The organism is Fluviicola sp. (genome assembly GCF_030151805.1).
Classification (GTDB): Bacteria; Bacteroidota; Bacteroidia; order Flavobacteriales_D; family Crocinitomicaceae; genus Fluviicola.
In genome coordinates, this window is record NZ_JASLCN010000092.1 from 1 (window position 1) to 19944 (window position 19944).

Annotated in this window: 17 protein-coding genes; 10 read left to right on the top strand and 7 right to left on the bottom strand. The window is 39.6% G+C overall.

Annotated features, from left to right (window positions below; genetic code table 11):
* On the bottom strand, window positions 1–2559 hold a 2559-nt coding region (locus Q1V93_RS03530; RefSeq protein WP_300661509.1), incomplete at its 3' end, for a hypothetical protein.
* Between the two features lie 631 nt (window positions 2560–3190).
* On the opposite strand from Q1V93_RS03530, the gene Q1V93_RS03535 reads away from it, so the two are divergent.
* From Q1V93_RS03535 to Q1V93_RS03555, 5 genes are all read left to right on the top strand, one after another.
* The gene (locus tag Q1V93_RS03535) at window positions 3191–4147 is read left to right on the top strand and encodes a hypothetical protein (RefSeq protein WP_300661511.1); all 957 of its coding nucleotides are present in this window, start codon (window positions 3191–3193) and stop codon (window positions 4145–4147) included.
* A 152-nt stretch (window positions 4148–4299) separates the two neighbouring features.
* Window positions 4300–4533, top strand: a complete 234-nt coding sequence (locus tag Q1V93_RS03540; RefSeq protein WP_300661513.1) for a hypothetical protein — start codon at window positions 4300–4302, stop codon at window positions 4531–4533.
* A gap of 287 nt (window positions 4534–4820) precedes the next feature.
* A complete protein-coding gene (locus Q1V93_RS03545) occupies window positions 4821–5153 on the top strand; it encodes a hypothetical protein (RefSeq protein ID WP_300661516.1) in 333 nt (110 codons plus the stop codon).
* A 621-nt stretch (window positions 5154–5774) separates the two neighbouring features.
* A complete protein-coding gene (murB, locus tag Q1V93_RS03550) occupies window positions 5775–6785 on the top strand; it encodes a UDP-N-acetylmuramate dehydrogenase (protein ID WP_300661520.1) in 1011 nt (336 codons plus the stop codon).
* Window positions 6786–7021: 236 nt separating this feature from the next.
* The gene (locus tag Q1V93_RS03555; RefSeq protein ID WP_300661523.1) at window positions 7022–7435 is read left to right on the top strand and encodes a hypothetical protein; all 414 of its coding nucleotides are present in this window, start codon (window positions 7022–7024) and stop codon (window positions 7433–7435) included.
* Between the two features lie 51 nt (window positions 7436–7486).
* Here the strand turns inward: Q1V93_RS03555 and Q1V93_RS03560 are convergent, their stop codons facing one another.
* The gene (locus Q1V93_RS03560; RefSeq protein WP_300661527.1) at window positions 7487–8710 is read right to left on the bottom strand and encodes a DEAD/DEAH box helicase; all 1224 of its coding nucleotides are present in this window, start codon (window positions 8708–8710) and stop codon (window positions 7487–7489) included.
* Between the two features lie 79 nt (window positions 8711–8789).
* Between Q1V93_RS03560 and Q1V93_RS03565 the strand changes: the two genes are divergently transcribed.
* From Q1V93_RS03565 to Q1V93_RS03585, 5 genes are all read left to right on the top strand, one after another.
* Window positions 8790–9413 (top strand): FMN-binding negative transcriptional regulator, encoded by a 624-nt coding sequence (locus tag Q1V93_RS03565; RefSeq protein ID WP_300661530.1) that lies wholly within the window; start codon window positions 8790–8792, stop codon window positions 9411–9413.
* Window positions 9410–10501, top strand: coding sequence for an ABC transporter substrate-binding protein (locus Q1V93_RS03570; protein WP_300661533.1), 1092 nt, complete (start codon window positions 9410–9412; stop codon window positions 10499–10501). Before Q1V93_RS03565 ends, Q1V93_RS03570 begins: the two co-directional genes overlap by 4 nt.
* Before the next feature lie 3 nt (window positions 10502–10504).
* A complete protein-coding gene (locus Q1V93_RS03575) occupies window positions 10505–11482 on the top strand; it encodes an iron ABC transporter permease (RefSeq protein ID WP_300661536.1) in 978 nt (325 codons plus the stop codon).
* Entirely contained in the window at window positions 11475–12179 is a 705-nt protein-coding gene (locus Q1V93_RS03580) for an ABC transporter ATP-binding protein (protein WP_300661539.1), read from the top strand. Before Q1V93_RS03575 ends, Q1V93_RS03580 begins: the two co-directional genes overlap by 8 nt.
* 100 nt (window positions 12180–12279) lie before the next feature.
* Window positions 12280–14457, top strand: a complete 2178-nt coding sequence (locus Q1V93_RS03585; RefSeq protein ID WP_300661542.1) for a S8 family peptidase — start codon at window positions 12280–12282, stop codon at window positions 14455–14457.
* Between the two features lie 93 nt (window positions 14458–14550).
* Here Q1V93_RS03585 and Q1V93_RS03590 read toward each other — a convergent pair whose 3' ends face one another.
* The 5 genes from Q1V93_RS03590 to Q1V93_RS03610 all read right to left on the bottom strand — a co-directional run bounded on the left by Q1V93_RS03590 (window position 14551) and on the right by Q1V93_RS03610 (window position 19790).
* Window positions 14551–16086, bottom strand: coding sequence for a YifB family Mg chelatase-like AAA ATPase (locus Q1V93_RS03590; protein ID WP_300661545.1), 1536 nt, complete (start codon window positions 16084–16086; stop codon window positions 14551–14553).
* 93 nt (window positions 16087–16179) lie between these two features.
* A complete protein-coding gene (locus Q1V93_RS03595; RefSeq protein ID WP_300661547.1) occupies window positions 16180–16962 on the bottom strand; it encodes a class I SAM-dependent methyltransferase in 783 nt (260 codons plus the stop codon).
* Window positions 16963–17094: 132 nt separating this feature from the next.
* A complete protein-coding gene (locus tag Q1V93_RS03600; RefSeq protein WP_300661549.1) occupies window positions 17095–18579 on the bottom strand; it encodes a hypothetical protein in 1485 nt (494 codons plus the stop codon).
* Between the two features lie 7 nt (window positions 18580–18586).
* Window positions 18587–19135, bottom strand: coding sequence for a sigma-70 family RNA polymerase sigma factor (locus Q1V93_RS03605; protein ID WP_300661552.1), 549 nt, complete (start codon window positions 19133–19135; stop codon window positions 18587–18589).
* Window positions 19136–19364: 229 nt separating this feature from the next.
* The gene (locus Q1V93_RS03610) at window positions 19365–19790 is read right to left on the bottom strand and encodes a hypothetical protein (protein ID WP_300661555.1); all 426 of its coding nucleotides are present in this window, start codon (window positions 19788–19790) and stop codon (window positions 19365–19367) included.
* Window positions 19791–19944 lie beyond the last annotated feature (154 nt).

Below are 19944 nucleotides of genomic sequence, written 5' to 3' on the forward strand. Positions count from 1 at the left end.
GAGATTTGATTCTGAAGTAAAATAACTTAAGAAAGCATCCGTATTTTCTTTTCGATGTCTCCAAAGAGCAAGTGCAAAATCAGAAGATTCATAAGTCATATCACCTCTTCCAATCATATCCGGGTCAATGATCGGTTTCCATTCAGCTTTGAATGTAAGGTCATCATTCGGATCAACATCTTCTCTACTGTATGCCGAGAAAAGATAATCTGTCTTTTTCCAAAGTTCCCGGAGATACGCATTTTTCCATGTAAGTATGAGTGCTTCGGCAGGATTCGTTAATACATCACGTTGCGTATCTCTAAATCCAAAAATAGTTTCCAGGTTCTCTGCTGTTAATTCCTGAGCAGTAGATACATTATCAAAAGTCAGCCACATGCGGTCAGCTGTATATTGCGTGGTACTCGGTGGTGCATATAACAAAATTCCCAGCTTATCAGCCAAACGCTGTGCTGCTGTTTTTTTCTCATCAGTATCCTGAATTGCAACTACACTGCGTAATTCTTCATAAGATGTTCCTGCCTGAGTAAGGATCGTTTTATAAGTTAGTAACAAGAAGTTCTTACGGTCATTCTCTAATCGTTCCAGTACTTCCGTAGGAAGAGTCTTCGTAGCTACGTACTGTTCTAAAATCTCCGTCACCAATCGTAAACGGCAATATTCCTTATGCAGCGTATCACAATCCACCGAAAAAGACCCGAATGGTTGAAAGAAATAGCCTTCCAGCAAGGTCAGAAAAGCGTCGTAATTTACAGGGTTATACGAAGGTGTGCCCGATTTGGTAATATGCTTCGCCCCGTATTTTAACAAATCAACCAGGTAGGAGAATGGACTAACAGCTGAAGTACAATCTTCACATTCACAGCGATTAATAAATTTTGAAAAGGCCTCTCCCGCAAATGTAGAGTTTGGAAGATCAGGAATGGCAGGATTTTTTAATGTATAATCTGCCAATTTTGCAGCAAGTAAATTCGTTAACAGTTTTTGGTTTTGCACAACGGTGTTATGCAATCTCGCAGCTGTATATAACGCAACACCTTCCACTTCTACTTCAGTAACAAAGACTTCTTTTGGAGTTTCCGCAATTTTAAATAAATTGTTGTAGCCCAGATTAATAAGGGTTTGATTTTGAGTTGCGTTTGCATTTACCGTATATAAATCGATGTGTGCCTGAAGCAAAGTCAACTCAGGTTCTTTAGCGGTTGGTAATCCATCAATATAGCGGAGAGGTCCAGCCTTTTTCAAAGCGCCCAGATTGTTCAGATTTTCTGTTTCCAGGAAATTCACAAAATCTACAGGAAAGGTTATTCCACTAATCGTTTCTATATTACTGATCGATGGTGAATAATGGGGTAAATCCGGATAAGAGGAGGTCTCTACAACAACTAGATTCTTACTTCCAGGCAGCAAATTAGGAATAACTCCTTCAAAAAACAGCTCGTCATTTGTAGGATCAGATACGATTACGTTTACGTCAAGAGGGAAAACACTGGTGTTTTCAACAGAGATTGAAAATGGTGCAAAAGTTCCGTCTCCTAAGTAACCAGAGGTAATTGTTCCTACGGTACCATCTGCTTTATACATTCCGTCCGCAAAAAAAATCAGGTTCTCCGGATGTTGAAATTGGTAAAAAGTTAGTGGATCATAAGAATCCCACCGATTTAGTTTAGCGTCAAACATAAAAAGTGAACCGTCTGGTTCAACACCAATTCTGGTAACACTACTAATACCTATTGGAGTCAATGCAATGGGATAATATTCTTCATTCCCGTAAACACAAAGTTTTCCTTCATGCACCACTAAAGTACTATTCATAGTATACAAAACCGTGCTTAAATCCGGTGTTGCAACTTTTAAATAAACATTTTCAGAAGAAAGGGAAGGACTGCCATTTATCCTGGTATTTACGATAAGTTCCGGGCTGGTTTTTACGCTCACCGGAAGCTGCGGAACGATAACTTCCACATAGCCTTCTTTTATTACAGGTCCGGACACATTGAACAAGTTCTTTGCAGGTGATCCGATAAATCCGTAAAAAAAGCATAAATAGTTAACCGGAAGTGGACGTTTTAATCCTTCAGCTTCATTTATTGCAAATAGTATACTGTTTCTGGTTGAGGTTATTTTTTCTGCAACTTGAAATTCACTTGTGTTTACAGGAAATTCAAAAGCTGTTATACTAACCGTATAGGCTCCAATATCCGTTAACCCTTCTTTTAGAGTAATATCCTTGATCGGACGTAATCCAGGATCATCATTAGAATATGGATTTTCTCCTGAAATGAGTTGACCTTTGTAATAGACTTTCCCGAAAACGTTTTCAAGGGTTCCATTTCTTACGTATTTCGGTTCATCGTTTACAATAAATGTGATAATAAACTCTCCGGCATTATTGGTAGTCCCTTTTCCTAAGAAGAAAACGTCTAACGGACTTTTTTGCCAAAGTTCAACTTCCAGATTTGAAATTTCTTCAAGAGATTCTGTTGATTCAGGTGTAAAAGAAGCATCTATTTGCCCCTTAACAATAAACTTTCTGCTGTTGAGAATAGTGTTTGACATAGTGATTAGAATTTAAGCGTGACAATTTGAATAGCGTTTACAATTTAGATACAAAAAATAAAAAACGCAAATTCAAGTATATTATTTTTTCAGATGACAGTTAAAAAACGTTATTCTTGATCAATATTGGCAAGAAATACCCTAACTTATTATTCAAATGCCAAGTCATGAAGAGTTGGAACGTAGGAATAATTCAAAGATTGTTAGCATTAATTTTATGCATTTGTTCTTCACTTTTGACAAATGCCCAGAAAACGAATCTGTCCAAAAAAATTAATGATGTGGAACCATCTGTATCATCGTTCTATGATTGGTCTCTAACCTTATTTGGTATAGTTGTATTCTGTATTTTTTTTAACGCATTTGTCATTAGAAGTCAATGGCTAGGAATAAGGCTTATTATACTTGCCCTAATTAGCTTATTCATCTCATTTTTTGCCTTTATCTTTTCAAGATAGAGTCCATTAGGTATTGCTTGACATTGCGATTTACTAATTGAGTTTTTATTTTGTAGAATTCTAAACTAGTGTATTTTTTCTTATCATTGAGTTAACCTTTCGAAAGATACCTATTGACTGAAGTCATAGATTTCTTATTAAGAAAGTATATGAGATACCGCATCAAAAAACACATGGGATTAACAATACCAACTGAAATACATAAAGGACCTTGGATTTTAAATCAAAATGATTTTGAGGATTTAGAAAATGTAATTATTGAAATCGAAAAGTATTTAGCTCAATCTTTGGAGATAGAAATAATTGAATTTGTTGAAGCAGAAAATACAAAGGAAAAGTTATCTCCAAATGAGAAACAAAGAAAAATTAAGGAGGCCAGCCAAAGACATTCTTTTGTTAGAAGAGAAAAGAAAATCACTTTAATTTCGTCCGATGGTAAAAGACTTGTTGGGGAGTCCATTAGAGAAATACTGAAAGATTCATCTATTGATTTATTTGACCCAAAAGAATTTCATGTATTTATGGAACAGGGGAATAATAACAATATCAAATTGGAAGTCCCAACCAACCCAAATGGAGAATTAAGATTGGATATTAATTGTTTTGACCTTAGTAAAAGCAATGACATAAGGCTTGATTTTAATAATTGGTTAAATAAAAGAAGGCCACAAAGGAAAATACGATTTTGGTATGATTGGGGCCAGGTTATGTCTGTTTTCTTGGCAATTCCAATTCTTATATTTTCAGTTATTGTTTTTACTACTGACTATTCAACCTATCAATCTGTTGTAAAGAAGGAATCAAATGAATTGTTAGAACAAGGCATTGATAGTAGTAACATCTATAAAGCAGTAGAGTTATTAATAAAACAGCAGACAAATTATGTTCCCAGTGATTTTGTTCCTCAAAAAATAGAAAAAGATCCAATTTATTTGATTTGGCTTTGTATTACTTCATTCCTTTTCATCGTTGCAGCAATTCCCCCAGTTACAATAATAGGATTAGGTAAAAGGAAGAGAAAAGTGGAACTCTACAAAGTTTGGATTAAAATAGTAACAGTTACAGTTCCCGCTGCACTTATTATAGGTCCATTTTGGGATTACATTAGACATTTACTTTTCTTAAAGTAGACTTATGTTTTCATATCCTCAACTAGTTACTTGTTCATACTGGTCATTTATCCGCTACAAAGAAACCCAATTTTACAGGGCTTCTTTGTAGCAAAATTCTCTTTTCTTTCTTGGGTTAACAAATTGAACTATTTTATCTAAACTTGTATAAGATGATTTTGGGGATATTTGAATATGGTGGCTATTATTCTGATGGTGGTGGTAGTTGGGTTGTGGATTTAACTATAGCAATTGTTGGTGCGGCTATTGGGTCCGGGGCTACCGTCTTCACTTGGTATAAAACACTTAAGCAAGATAAAAAGAAGGATGAAGACCGAAGGCTTCAATTTCAAAAGGAGAAAGTAAAATATTTACAATCGCTTATTGAAGGTATCTCAGTGGCTTAAAAACTCAAAACGATTACTATAATGATGTATCCGAAACCATTCAAAAAGATTCGTTCAATATCCCATTGTTAAGGACTTTGCCTTTCAATGATATTAAAAGAATTGTTGATTAGCTAAATCTAGAAGACTATTACCATTCATATCTTGGTGAATTTGGCGACGAAAAGGAAGTCATAAAAGAATTTAAACAAATTATTTCCTATTTAGACTATTTTAGTCTTCAGATTGACCTCTACATAGATAGCCATGGTAAATCTATTGAATTTGACCATCAAAGAAAGGTAAGGTTGAAAAACATCATTGAAGATGCAATGGACAAAATGGCATTAATGATAATAGATGCAGAAATGAATAAGCATTCCGATTTCTGTAAATTCCTCGATGATGAGTTATTAACTTTTCACCAAAACAGACCAGAGCCTTATACTCTGGAATATATGCACGATAATTTTGTGTTAAAAGTTAAACCTACCCTGTTTGAATATTCTAAAACAATTCCAGAAGCAAACTTCCTACTTATGCAGATGAAAAACGCGAGTGTTCTGTTTAATGAAATAAAAAATCAGAACATTCACGTCGGAAGTGATTTTCGGCAACTTCATAAAGCATTTAAGGGGTAAATTAAAGAATTTAAAGGTGTTACAGAGCGCATTATTAATTATGGTTCTTAGTTAGTTTCATTTTTTCCTTTTTGAAAGTATTAAAGCAAACTTATATTGTGTATATCCTCGGCCAACTCCTTGTTCGATAGCGGTCGGTCACCCGCTAAGACAAAATGAAAAACCCGCAGAAATAGTATTTCTGCGGGTTTCGTGTTAAAATTATATGGTCCCACTCAGTCCACATTCTATTCTTTAGAATTCTTATAGTCGAACAATCGTAATGAGATAAAATGAAATGCAAATAAGCTAATTGCAACTTAATAAAAAATTCTCGCCGAAATTCTTACCGAATCTTTACCGAAAAACTTAAGGCTATTGTTTCTAGGGCGAATCTTGTTTAAGGTGAGAACCCTTCTAGGGTTATAAACCCTAGAACACTTTTTACCCGTTTTATTTTCTGATCTGCTTTAAATTCAGAGCTCGTTTCGAAGCCAGTCCCAGATTCCCAAAATCAAAACTCATTTGTCCCTTATGGCAGCCTGTTAGCTTCTTCCTCATTGCATCCGTACTAATCCCGGATGTCCGGGATCGTAACTCAGACTTCAAAAGCTTACGCTTTTTCTTCTTATTTTTGCGCACATGATTGAGCACAACATTTCGTTAAAACCTTACAACACTTTCGGAATTGATGTTAAAGCCCTGGCGTTCGGACGCTTTGGATCTTTAAATGAACTAAAGGCATTGCTGAAAGACCGCAACCCGGAAATACCCTTGTTGATATTGGGTGGTGGAAGTAATGTGTTGCTGACGAAAGACCTACCTTTTTTTGTTCTGAAGAATGAAATCGAAGGAATTGAATCGGTAAGCGAAACGGACGAACAAGTAGTTTTGAAAGTCGGTTCCGGGGTGGAATGGCATTCCTTTGTTCGTTATACGGTTGAAAAAGGATTCGGAGGAATTGAAAACATGAGCTTGATTCCCGGAAGTGTAGGGGCAAGTCCAATGCAGAATATCGGAGCTTATGGTGCGGAAATCAAGGATACGTTTGTTTCGCTGGAAGCATTGCACATCGAATCGCTGGAACTGCATACGTTCAACAAAGAACAATGCCAGTTCGGTTACCGCGAAAGTGTTTTCAAGCGGGCATTAAAAGATCAGTATGTCATCGTTTCCGTTTCTTATCAATTGACAAAACACCCGGAAATCAATACTTCCTACGGAGCAATTCAATCCGAAATTGAAGTAATGGGCGCAACTGAAATTACGGTGGATGTAGTGAGCCAGGCGGTGATGAATATCCGCAGAAGCAAACTACCCGATCCGAAAGTGCTTGGAAATGCAGGAAGTTTTTTCAAAAATCCGGTTGTTTCGAAAGCTGTTTTTGATCAGTTGCATCGTCATTATCCCGATGCGCCTCACTATCCGCAGGAATCGGGTGAAGAAAAACTGGCGGCAGGCTGGTTGATCGAGAAAGCAGGCTGGAAAGGAAAACGCGTTGGAAATTGTGGTGTTCACGAAAAACAGGCCTTGGTTCTTGTTAATTACGGCGAAGCAACGGGAAGTGAAATCTACGACCTTTCAACAGCAATCATTGAAGATGTTTATTCGAAATTCGGGGTCAGATTAGAGCGCGAAGTAAATATTTTGTAAAAATGATTAAAACACGGTTTTGATCGAATATTTATGCGTGCTTAGTGATTAAAAATGGCTTTCTGATGAATTGCGTGTTTTTGGCTGTAATTTGCTATTCCTAGCAAACAGGTGGTTTGTTTGATTGAGTTCGTTTGTTTGAATTCACACAAATTTGATTTCTGGTTCAATATTTCATAGCTTTTAGATAGTTAATAATGAAAATCATTATTGAGATCATCTTAAAACACACTGCTATGAAAACTACCATCATTTTGGCTGTTCTATGGATCAGCTTTGCAGGATTCTCTCAAACTAACACCGTTACTATTATCCAACAATTTTCTGATTGTGCACCTGTTACCCAGCGCCTGATACAGGCAAATTTTTCAACCCAGCAACGCCTTGACCTGGAAAAGGATTTGCGTAAATTATCCAAATTGAACTACGTTATGGCTCAGTCGTATCGTTTTGCAGACAATCAAATGGTACTTCGTTCTCAAAGACTGCTCTTCGACGCAAAAGCGTATGACGGACAACGTCAGAAAGATCGTCGTGTGACTGTATTCGATTCTACTACCGGTTTGTACATCGAATTGTTTTCCTGGAATGAAATGGATCAGCAATTAATGCAGATTGATATTCAGTACGATATTGTGTCGTGTAATTAAATGATAGAATTACGAATTTTGTTCTAACGAACGATGCAATTCATTCGGTAATTACCATTTATCATTTGTTCCGTCTTCTTCATTGGCCTGATCGAGCAATTTCTGCCAATTGTACGTCAGATCTTCCGAATCTCTTAAGATGGTAGAGTAATCTCCTTTGCTGATTTCGATTTCTTCAATGTCGTAACCCAGGTAAAGCTCGATTTCCTCCAGGATTTTTTCTTCCTCTTTACTGCAAAAGGAAAGTGCTTGTCCTTTCTTGTCACCACGACCGGTTCGCCCGATTCTGTGAACATATTGCTCAGGCTGATCCGGCAAATCGTAATTGATCACGTAATCAACTCCCTGAATATCGATTCCACGGGCAGCTACGTCTGTCGTAATCAGGATTTTATTTTCTCCGGATTTGAAGCGCTCCAAAACAAGAAAGCGTTCTTTCTGGTCAACACCTCCGTGCAGAGCTTCTGAGTGAATCCCGACACGCTCCATTGCTGCAACTACGCGTTCGCAACGAACTTTTGTGCGGACAAAAACGACGTACTTAAAGTCTTCGTACTCCTTTACAATGTTTTCAAGGAAGAAACGCTTGTCGTCCATTTCAACTTTGATATATCCGTGTTCGATATTTTTGGCAACAGGATCTTTCGGAGAAATCTGAATCCGGATTGCGTCTCGTACCAAATCGTAAGCAAGTGCTTTGATCTTCTTATCGATGGTTGCGGAGAAAAACAAAGTCTGGCGGTTTTTCTGAGGTGAAAGCTTGTGAATAGCCTTCATGTCATGTGCAAAGCCCAAATCCAGCATTCTGTCTGCTTCATCTAAAACCAGAAACTGAATTGCATCCAATGAAAGATGTCCCTGTGAACGCAAATCGAACACACGTCCCGGAGTTGCAACCACCACATCCGTTCCACGTTTCAATTCCTGGATTTGTTTGTCTTGTTCCAAACCTCCTAAAATTGCGGTGATACGGATGTCGGAACCTTTGCCGATACTTTCAAATGCCTGTTTGATTTGTTCCGCCAATTCACGGGTCGGAGCCATTACAATGCATCTCGGACTTTTCGACCGTGCTTTTGAAGTACTTAGTTTGTGAATAATCGGAATGGCAAAAGCAGCCGTTTTTCCGGTTCCTGTCTGTGCAATTCCGAACACATCCTCTCCGTTCAGAATCGGTGAAATCGCTTTGAATTGAATGTCGGTTGGTTTTTTATAACCAAGGACTTCTAATTGGTCTTTGATTTCTTGGGAAATGGGATAATCTGAAAATCGCATCGGACAGTTTTTTACAAAGTTAATCCAATTATCTCATTAACCCGCTGAGCAGTTGATTCCGAAAGTGTATATTTGCTTTATGTATATTCCAACCGAGTTTGAGTTTACAGACCAAAAGTTGATTCTGGAATTTTTGAAGCAGCATCCTTTTGGAACTTTGGCAGTGAATGGAACTGATGGATTTCCTGTCCTGGTTCATATTCCGTTTACCTGCAACTTCGGACCGGAGAACAATTACCTGGAATTTCACGTCGCTTCTGAAAATGGGATTGTTGCTGCAATTCAAACAATGAATCAGGGAATAATGATTGTTCAGGGAGCTCACGGCTATATCTCTTCATCGGTTTATACGCACACAAACGTTCCGACTTACAATTATCAGGCGGTTCATGTTTCGGGAAAACTCGAAGTGTTGGATGCTTCCGGACTAAAAAATCACCTGGCTCAATTGGTAGATGCCTTCGAAGCAAAACGGGAAAAGAAATTGCACATCAGTCAATGGCCGGAAAATCTGATCGAATCTTACATGAAAGAAATTGTGGGATACCGGATTGTACTGAACAAAGTGGAAGCAGCTTTCAAGCTTTCTCAAAATAGAAATGAAGTGGATTTTAACCGGATTTTGGACGATTTGTCGACCGGAAACCCGGAAGAAAAACACCTTGCCGAAGTCATGAAACAAACAAAATGCCCCATTCAATGAAAATAGTTTTAGCCAGCCTGACACTTTTTGTCGTTCTTTTTTCGTGTACAACGAAGAAAACAGAAGAAGAATTTGAAGTAAAAGGTTTCAAGTACGCGCGATTGGTTTCAATCGACCAAAAGCCTGGTTACAAGGAATTGATTGTGAAAAATCCGAAAACCCTGAAGGTGGAAACCCGTTATGCTCTGATTTCGCGTAACTCAAAAATGAAACGACCTTCCGGAATGAAAATCATCGAAGTTCCGGTTCAAAACATGGCTGCGCTTTCAACTTCTTTTGTGGGAATGCTGGATGCAATCAACAGCATCGAAACCATCAAAGCAACTACGGAAGAACAATATATTTCCAATAAAGCCCTGTTGAAGGGAGTTCGTGCCGGAAAAGTACTCACTGCCGGATATGAAACCGGATTAACACCCGATGCCGTTCTGAAAGCGAAAATTCCATTGATCATTTTCAGTGGTTTCGGACAACCCTTCCCGAACGAAGCTAAATTCGCACAGTTGAACGTGGTTTGTATGGCGAACTACGATTGGGAAGAAATGCATCCGCTGGGAAAAGCAGAATGGATCAAAGTATTCGGCGCATTGGTTTGTAAAGATCAGGAAGCGGACAACTATTTCAGTCAGGTGGAAGAATCTTATTTGAAAATCAAAAAAGAAGCTGCAGCAATCAAGAAACAGAAAAAAGTGATTTGCGGCGGACTAGCCGGAGATGTTTGGTACGCTCCGGCTGGAAAATCATTCATGGCAGGAATTATGAAAGATGCCGGAATGGATTATTTCTATAAAAATACAGACGGTACGGCGAGTTTAAGTTTAAGCTTCGAGCAGGTTTTCAACGACGATCAAAAATGTGACATCTGGATTAACGCAGAAGCGCCGAATCTGAAACAGCTTTTTGCAATGAATCCGAAGTTTCGGTATTTCCATACCGTGACGAAAGGGAAAGTCTACACCTATACACACAACTCGAATTATTATTGGGAGTTGAGTCAGGTGAATCCGCATTGGTTGCTGGAAGATTTCGTGAACATTGCGAAAGGAGAACCGAAAGTGAATTATCACTTTTACAGGCAAGTGAAATAGTCTATGTGGAAGAAGCACGGGATATCGTTTGTCTTGTTTGTGGTCATTACAGTGGTCACCATCGGATATCCGCATGGAGATGATGCCTGGTTTTCATTCCTTGATTCGAAAGATCAGAATGCCTGGAACCTTTTTGTGATTTACCGGATTCCGGAAGTTTTTATCGCGATTATTGCCGGATTTGCATTGTCAATTTGCGGTTTGCTTCTGCAGACAACATTGAATAATCCGCTGGCAGGTCCATCCATTCTGGGATTAACTTCCGGTTCGCATTTAATGGTGGCCCTGACGATTATGGGAAGCTCGTTTTTAGGGCTCGAAGTACTCGATTTGGGAATTACGATCTCAGCAACGATCGGGGCTTTGGTTTTCGGTTTGCTGATATTGGTTATTGCAACGCGGGTTCGTTCCATGGTTTCGTTATTGTTGGTCGGAATGATGCTGGGAACGTTTGTTTCAGCAATCACGAACATCATTTTGATGAAAGCGGATGCCAACAGTGTAAAAGCCTTTTCCATTTGGGGAATGGGTTCTTTGCAGCAAGTGAGTATCGAACAGATTCCTTTTATAACGGTATTGTTTTCCATCGGAATTCTGGCTGCTTTTCTATTGACAAAACCGTTGAATGCATTGGTCCTTGGTGAAAAATCCGCAGCCATTCTAGGTGTTCAGGTCAAACAAACGCGCTGGAAAGTATTATTGGTTGTTTCCATTTTGGCCGGTTTGGTTACAGCTTTCTGTGGTCCGATCGGATTTGTAGGTTTGATCGTTCCGAACCTGGTGCGCATGTTTTATAAAACGGCAAATCACGGACATTTACTCCTGGCTTCCGGTTTGATCGGGGCGAGTGTGATGGTCAGTTGCGCATTGATGATCCGCATTTTTGAACCGGTTATGGTATTGCCGATCAACAGTTTGACAGCTTTGCTTGGCGCACCGATTGTTTTATTTCTCCTCTTAAAGAATATCCGCAATGCTTAAGTTTGAAAATTGTTCGATCGGGCATGCTAAAATGCTGTATGAGATTCCGGATTTGCTTTTGGAAAAAGGAGAATTCGTGGCCTTGATCGGCGCAAATGGTTCCGGGAAATCAACGCTGATGGATTTACTGATTCAGGGCAAATTTTCGAATGGAAAAGTGACGATTGATCACCAAAATTGGAACGATTTAAAGCCAGCGGAAAGAGCGAAGACCATTACCCTGGTTGATAACCATTTTTTGGGTTTCGATTACCTGAGAGTAAGTGAATACTTAGAATTAGGTCGACATACCTACACAAATTTCACCGGTCGTTTATCCGAAAATGACCACGAAGTTGTACAGAAATACGTGGAGATTCTTCATTTGGATCAACTGGTCAATCAATCCACTTCCACCTTGAGTGATGGAGAGCGGCAACGTGCAGGAATTGCCAAAGCATTGATTCAGGAAACACCCATTGTTTTATTGGATGAACCGACGGCCTTCCTGGATTATCCGACCAAAAAAGAAGTGATGTCTTTGTTGGGAAAAATTGCCCGGGAAAATAATAAATTGATCATTGTTGCTTCTCATGATATTGACTTTTGCATTGAGTTTTGTTCACGTATTTTGATTATTGAGAAGCACTCAAAAACGCTTGCATCCTATCGGTCAATGAAACATGATGAGCTGGTGGAAAAAGCTTTTGGCATTTAAGGGATTCATTTCCCTGATCCGATTCAAAAACTGACGCTTTTTCTTACTTTTGTTACAATGACCATTTTCTTACTGAATATCAGGTCTTAATATGAAAACTATGAAGTACATCTTACTACTGAGCCTCTTTTTTACAGGAAATTTTTTGTTTGCTCAGAATCAAAGCGCGAGTAACCAGATGCGTTGGGATAAATTAATCCGTTATTCAACCACTTTCAAGAATGAAATCGGTGTTGCTAAAGAAGTGACAGATGCATTTCCCGTTTACAAAATTTCCGGAATCTGGTATGTTTCACTTTATGGAAAACGGCTTTCGAATTGTAATTGGAATATCATTCCAGAAAACAGGATTCTTTTAGGGAGTTCGGTAGGAAAGATCACCACGATGAAAGTTCCTTTGGAAAGATTACACCATATTGACTTTTCGCAATTCTATTCTTACCTGGAAATCCCGGGGAAAATTGTTCCTCAACTCGACAGAGCTGTAAAAGATACACGGGCAGACAGCGTGCAGAGAGGAATCGGTTTACCGGCGGCTTTTACCGGAAAAGACGTGTTGATTGGCGTTACAGATTGGGGATTTGATTATGGTCATCCGATGTTTTATGATACGTTGTTGACACATTCGAGAATTTATGCAGCCTGGGATCAGTATAAACAGGTTGGGAATCTTCCGACAGGTCAGAATTATGGAGTTGAATACAATACTCCTACGGAATTAGCCGCAGCGGAAACAGATACGTCAAACATTTACAGCCACCATACGCATGGAACCCATGTTGCAGGTATTGCCGGGGGAAGTGGTGCAGGATCTGTTTACCGCGGATTTGGTTTTGAATCCCAATTCTTGTTTACTACCTTTTACATTGATCAGGCCTCAGTAATTGATGCTTTTGCCTGGATGAAAGATAAAGCCGAAGCAGCCGGTAAACGATTGGTTATAAACATGAGTTGGGGAGTTTATTACAATCAAATGGGAAGTTTGGATGGTTTCTCATTACTTTCTGAAGCAATTGATGAACTGAGCGCAACAAACCAGATTGTTTTTGTTGGTGCTGCAGGAAACAATAACGGAACAAATTTTCACATCAAAAAAACATTCAATAATAACTTCTTTAACTCACGGGTTGGGTTTTATTCGTACGCAGCGAATCCGTATATGTGGGGAGAATGTATTACTGCGTGGGGAGAACAGGGACATAACTTTTCAAATAAGATTTCCGTTTATAACAGTTCGGGAACTTTACTGGTTGAAAGTCCTTATTACTCCACTTCAACTACCGGGTATCTGGATTCTATTTTGGTTGCCGGAAGCGATACTATTGTCTTCAATGTTTCTTCGGAAACAGCAAATCCACTGAATGGAAAACCAGGAATGCAGATTCGCGTTCGTTCCCTGAACACGAATAACAGAATTGTACTTACAGGTTCAGCTGTTGACGGAACTGTTCATTACTGGAATCTTCCCGAATTAACGAATGGAGCCGGGAATTTCGGTCAAACGTTCAGTGCTTACGGGGTGAATGGAGTTTCGGGAGACTCGTTTTATGCCATTGGAGAGCCCGGTTGTACAAACAGTCTGATAACCGTTGCTGCTTATCAATCGAACTATTTTACCGTATCAGGAACGATGGTTGGAGGAGCACCCGCTTCATTTACGAGTATCGGTCCGTTGCATAATGAAGTGATGAAACCCGATATTGCAGCTCCGGGTGTAAGTGTTACTTCCTCCGTTTCATCTTACACTGATGCAGCATATACGGCTGTTGCTTCGATAACCTTTAATAATAAAAGTTACGATTTTGCACAACTTTCCGGAACATCGATGGCTACACCATGCGTTGCGGGTATTGTCTCATTGATTCTGGACGCAAACCCGACTTTGTCCAGCCAACAGGTGAAAAATATCATTAAAACGACAGCCCGGTTGGATAATTATACCGGGAATATTGTTGCTCCGGGAGATACCAAATGGGGAATGGGAAAAATCAATGCGTATGCCGCGGTGAAACTGGCTTTAAATACGCTTTCTACAAAAGAATATACGAATGCTGTTCCTTTTGTGCTTTATCCGAATCCAACTTCAAACGTGTTACATATTCTGAATATGAATGATCTGCCTTTATCCGTTTTGTCCGTAACTGCACTTGATGGAAAAGTCGTTTCGCCTCGTTTAAATAAAAACACACTGGATGTCTCAGAACTTCCGGCCGGAATCTTTTTATTAAAAGTCCAAACGGATACTGAGATTTACACCTTGCGATTCGTTAAAGAGTAGTATAGTAAATCATTTATGAGAATATATCTCTTTGCGACCTTTGCATCTTCGCGTTAAAAATTAGGTTAGGAGAATTCTTTGAAACGTTCCGCTTTACCCCGCCCAATTCTCCCGGTCGAGGTTTCGCAATTGAATCGCTTCCGATAGGTGACGTGTTTCAATGTATTCTGCGGCATCCAAATCGGCAATGGTTCTGGCAACCTTCAGAATCCGGTCGTATGCTCTTGCCGAAAGTCCCAAACGATCCATGGCATGTTTCAGCAATTGTTTTCCTTCGGGAGAGATTTCGCAAAATTCGGTCAGTTCTTTGCGCTGCATTTGCGCATTGCAATGTGTTTGTGAACGGTGATAGCGTTTTAACTGAATCAGCCGTGCTTCGATCACTCTGTTCCGGATTTCGACACTGCTTTCCGTCGGGATATTAAAAGCCAGGTCATCAAAGGAAACGGGAGTTACTTCTACGTGCAGATCAATCCGGTCGAGTAGCGGTCCGGAAATTTTGTTCAGATAACGTTGAACGGTTCCCGGAGCGCAGACGCATTCTTTTTCCGGGTGATTGTAATATCCGCAAGGGCAGGGATTCATCGCCGCAACCAACATAAATCCGGCGGGGTAATCTACGGAGAACCGTGCGCGGGAAACAGTCACTGTCCGGTCTTCCAAAGGTTGCCGCATCACTTCCAGTACTTGCCGTTTGTATTCCGGAAGTTCGTCCAGGAACAACACTCCGTTGTGCGCAAGCGAAATTTCGCCGGGTTGCGGATAAGAACCACCACCAACCAAAGCCACATCGGAAATGGTGTGATGAGGTTTCCGGAATGGACGTTGTGTTACCAAGCCGTTGTTCTTCCCGATTTTTCCGGCTACGGAATGAATTTTTGTCGTTTCCAGCGATTCTTCGATACTCATCGGCGGAAGAATACCCGGAAGTCGTTTGGCAAGCATGGATTTTCCGGCTCCCGGCGGACCGATTAAAATGATATTATGCCCGCCGGCAGCGGCAATTTCGAAAGCCCGTTTAATGGCACTTTGTCCTTTGACATCTTTGAAATCCACATCGTTTTCATGTACTTGCCGTTGAAATTCTTCTGCGATATTGAAAACAGCAGGAGAAAAGGGTTTGGAATTGTTTAGAAAATCAATCACTTCCTGCATATTTTCCATCCCATAAACCTCAATTCCATCCACGATAGCTGCTTCCGGCTCATTTTGTTTCGGGAGAATAATTCCTTTGAAACCATCTTTTTTAGCTTGCATCACGATTGGAAGTACACCCTTGACGAGTTGCAAGGTTCCATCAAGCGATAATTCTCCCAAAAGAAGATAATCTTTGAGCTTCTCATCCGAAATCTGCCCCGAAGCCGCCAAAATCCCGATTCCGATTGCCAGGTCAAAGGTCGAACCTTCTTTACGGATATCTGCCGGAGCCATGTTGACCGTGATTTCCTTTCCCGGATAATTCAGGTTGTTGTTCTTCAAAGCTTCTTTGATGCGTTGATGACTTTCCTGAACAGCTTTATCGGGCAATCCGACTAACATAAAATTCACGCCGTTGGCAATATTTACCTCAATGGTGATCGTGGTTGCATCAATCCCGAATACAGCACTTCCAAATGTTCTGACTAACATATTTTCCTCTTTTCTATTTTAATTTAAGGAAAAAGTTCATTTGAATCAAGTGTTTTGATTAATTATTAATCGTTTTATGTTTAATTGAATGGTTTAAGAATGAGCTTTTGTACAGATTACCAATAAATCCAAACCTAAATCAGGATTCTCATTTAAATGAAAATGTCTCCAGCTGATATCCCGGAATTTCCCTTGTTGAGAATGAATGAGTTTTTTCCTGTTTAAGCGATTCAAAAGTTCGTAGGGAATCCGAAGCAGCATTGCCGGAAGTTTATATTGAAGCCCGAAGAAATCGAAACGCATCATTTGTTTGACGGCTTTCCTGTTTTCGAAATGGTATTTCCAGACAAGTTCGTTTCCTTCAATGCCCTTCATATCAACGGTACAGAAAAACATCTTCAACAGGACAGTCAAACCGATCGAGTCGTATTCCCGGATATGCCAGGGATTGCGGGAAATAGAAAAGCGTCTGTTAATCGTACTCAGATGAAGCTTCCCTCCGGGCTTGAGAATCCGGTGAATCTCTTCCAGGAATAATTCGTCCTCCTCAATGTGTTCAATAACCTGAAAAGCAATGATGTGATCGAAAGAATTGTTTGGAAAAATGCTTAAATCGGGAAGCGTGACTTCTTGAAAACGACAGGCCGGATAGTTGGTCTGAAGCTCATCAATCAGGGATTTGTTTTTATCCACTCCGGTATAACGAATTCCGTCCGATTGAAAATGTGCTATTCCGCGTCCCCAGCCGCATCCCAGTTCAAGTACTTCTCCTTTCAGTTGTGGTGCAATCTGAACGTAAGGAAATAAAAGCCGTTCGTGGAGAGGCTTGTCTGATACAATGTGATCACTCGTAATTTCTGTTTTAAAGTACTTCATAACGCACGTTTTATAAGGATGTTTATACAGTTCTTTTGTGAATTATTGAATAATAGAATACTATTCCGTTGTAGCAGAATCGCTGCAACAGGTAAAAAAAAGATGCATTTGATAGTGTTGGAGGGCTTAGATCTAAAGTTTTAATCCGACTCCGAATTGGATTCCCCAGGAAGCATACCTTCGCCTGATCAGATCTCCGGATATTGCCGGATTGATCATGGATTTAAAGTATGGATTGACAAATATGTGCCACCTGCCAAAATTCCTCCTTGCTTCCAGTTGGATGAGGTAAGACACATTGAATTTAACTGCTTGATATTCGACCATTCCTGTGAAATCCGCATTTGGAAAATGTCCTTTGTTTTTGGCGATTCCAAAATTGAATTGAGCGCCTATCCGTGGAATGAGTTCATACTTTCCAAGTTCGAAACGGTATCCGAAATAGATTGGAATGGAAATCCAGGAATATTGGTTTTTAAAAGATGTCCGTTCCAGAGTTGAATCTTGCTTGTATTGATACGAATAATAAAGCGTTGTATCGTGAATCACCGGAACCCAAATTCCTAAAGAGTCATCAAACGTAAGAATCGTATCAATGATGTGTTCGGAATACGTTGAATCTTTGAAAGTGTATTTCATCATTTCTGAGCTGTACTTTTCTCCGGTTTGTGAGTAGGAAAGCCCTGTACCAAACGTGAGTTTTTTGTATGAAAGATTTCCCTGGATTCCGAATGAAGGAGCCAGAATGGAAGATTGGTTTTTCGTTATTTTTCCAAGATAGCCTTTGTCAGTATGAGAGTCATTGATGAAATTTGCTCCCAAACCACCGAATAATTGAATTTCCGTTCTCCATTGATTCTCCGGTTTGTTTTTCTTCTCATCACCCGGATTCTCGGAAGATGTAAGCGGATTGGAAGTTGTATCGGCCGCATTGACAGCAAGTGTTGTATCCTTCGTTGTTTCAGAAACGATCGTTGTATCCGGTTTTTCAGCTCCGGAATCCTTGATTACTTCTGTTGGCTTCATTGATGCCATGTTATCAGAAATGGGTTTACCCGTCGTTTGGCTTAAATCATCAAGTACTACAGAAGTTTGGCTCCCCGGTTTTCCAACGGAAACAAGGGTGCTCTTTATTTTACTTTTATTAATTGCTTCGTTTTTACCAATCTCTTCTTGAACGTGTTTTTGAACAGATGATCCGCTTTGACTTTGTTTTTCTGCGGCTTGTTTTTTTGGTTTGATTGCAAAAATGTTTGAAATGGGATCTGATTTCTCAGTCATGGTAGCAAAAATCGCCATTTCATCAGCTGATATACTTAAGTGTGTTTTCCACAAACTTACTTCAGGATTGATTGCGGCATAAGATGCTGAAAATTTATAATTGGTCGCCTGGGAGTCGGGTAAAGGAAAAGAAGGAGAGCGGAGAGAAAAGAAAATGATCAATGACAAACCAGTCATGCAGAGTAAGCCTGCGAACCACCAAAAGAAAACACGTCTTTTTTTCTCTTCGGCATCCAGGCGTTTGTTCAGATCTTCCAGAAAAGCATCCGGAATCTCAAAAGACCTTTGATTTAAAGCCTCATGGAACAACTTGTCGATATGTTTTTTCTCTTCCATCACAACTTCAGTCCTGTATTTGGTTCATATTTAGTTGAATTCTCAATCTTTTGCGGGCCTCTTTCAGATGCCATTTAACGGTTTCATACGAAATTTGAAGCTCCTGCATGATTTCTTTCGTAGAACAGTCATCAATAGCGTATAAATTGAAAACCAGTTTTGTTGCAGGAGGTAAAGTGTCTACCATTCTTTGCAATCCTGCTGCTTCGAACTTAAGATCAATTTCGGGTTCAACGGTCAGCGAATCATTTTGATAGTCATCGTTGTATTCAAACAATTCTTTGTACCGTTTGTTTTTCCTGAAATCATCAATAATCTCCCGTTTAACAATCTGTTTGGCCCAGGAAAAATAAGCCGTTCCGATTTGAAACTGATCGATGGCAGAGATGATCTTCATAAAAGCATTATTCACAATGTGCATCTGGTTTTCCTGATCGTTCGTATAACGCACAGCATTCCCCATTAACACCTGAAAGGTGTGGTGGTATAAGTCCAGGATAACTTTTCGGTCGCCTTTCTTTATAGAGGAAATGGTATCAGCGTTTAATTCAAACAAGATTAATTCTTTAATAACGTAATTTAAAAAGGAGGTATTTATGATCTAACGTAATTCGTCATTCATGTGATAGCAGCATGAAGATAAATTCTGATTCTTCAATTATTTTTTTGAGCTTTTCATCTACTTGTTTTTGAGCGTTTTTAAGAGAAACGAAGCAAATGCACAAAAGGGGGGGGTAAAAAAAACGATAAATAAAAAAAGCGCCGGTTGAATGGCGCTTTTCAGATTATATTTTTTCGAATGTAAGGTAATCCGATTTGTTGGGTTCATCGTCATCCAAATCCCGAAGATTGATCCTGGAGTCCGAATAACTTTCAATGTGCCAGTCATCAGATAAGGATTCATGCGGAGTCGGGAGAGCGATGTTAAACTTAAAATCACTGTCATCAGAATCATCGTCACTTTTCGATTTTTTAGTGACACTCCAGGAGCCCGTAAAACTGTTGCTTCCATTATTCATCGAGATAGATCCGCCAGAAGTGAATGTGAAAGTAGCATTCGCATAAGATGAGGTTTCATCATCACCACTGTCAATAAATCTGGTAATCTTCCAGCTTCCGCTGGTAACGGCTTTTTCGATCTTTTTGATGTCTTTTTTCTTGCATGCTGCCAATCCGATCAACAAGATGCTTAATATAACTACTACTCTCATTTAGTTGCTGATTAAAATCGTAAAGTTAAGTGAATCAGGTAAAACAATGCAATTGGAAGCGTAGAAAACTGATCGGATGATCTAATTCTTCATTTGATGTCATTCCCTGACGGGATTGCTTCTACACATCGGTTTTTAGGACTTTGACGTGTTT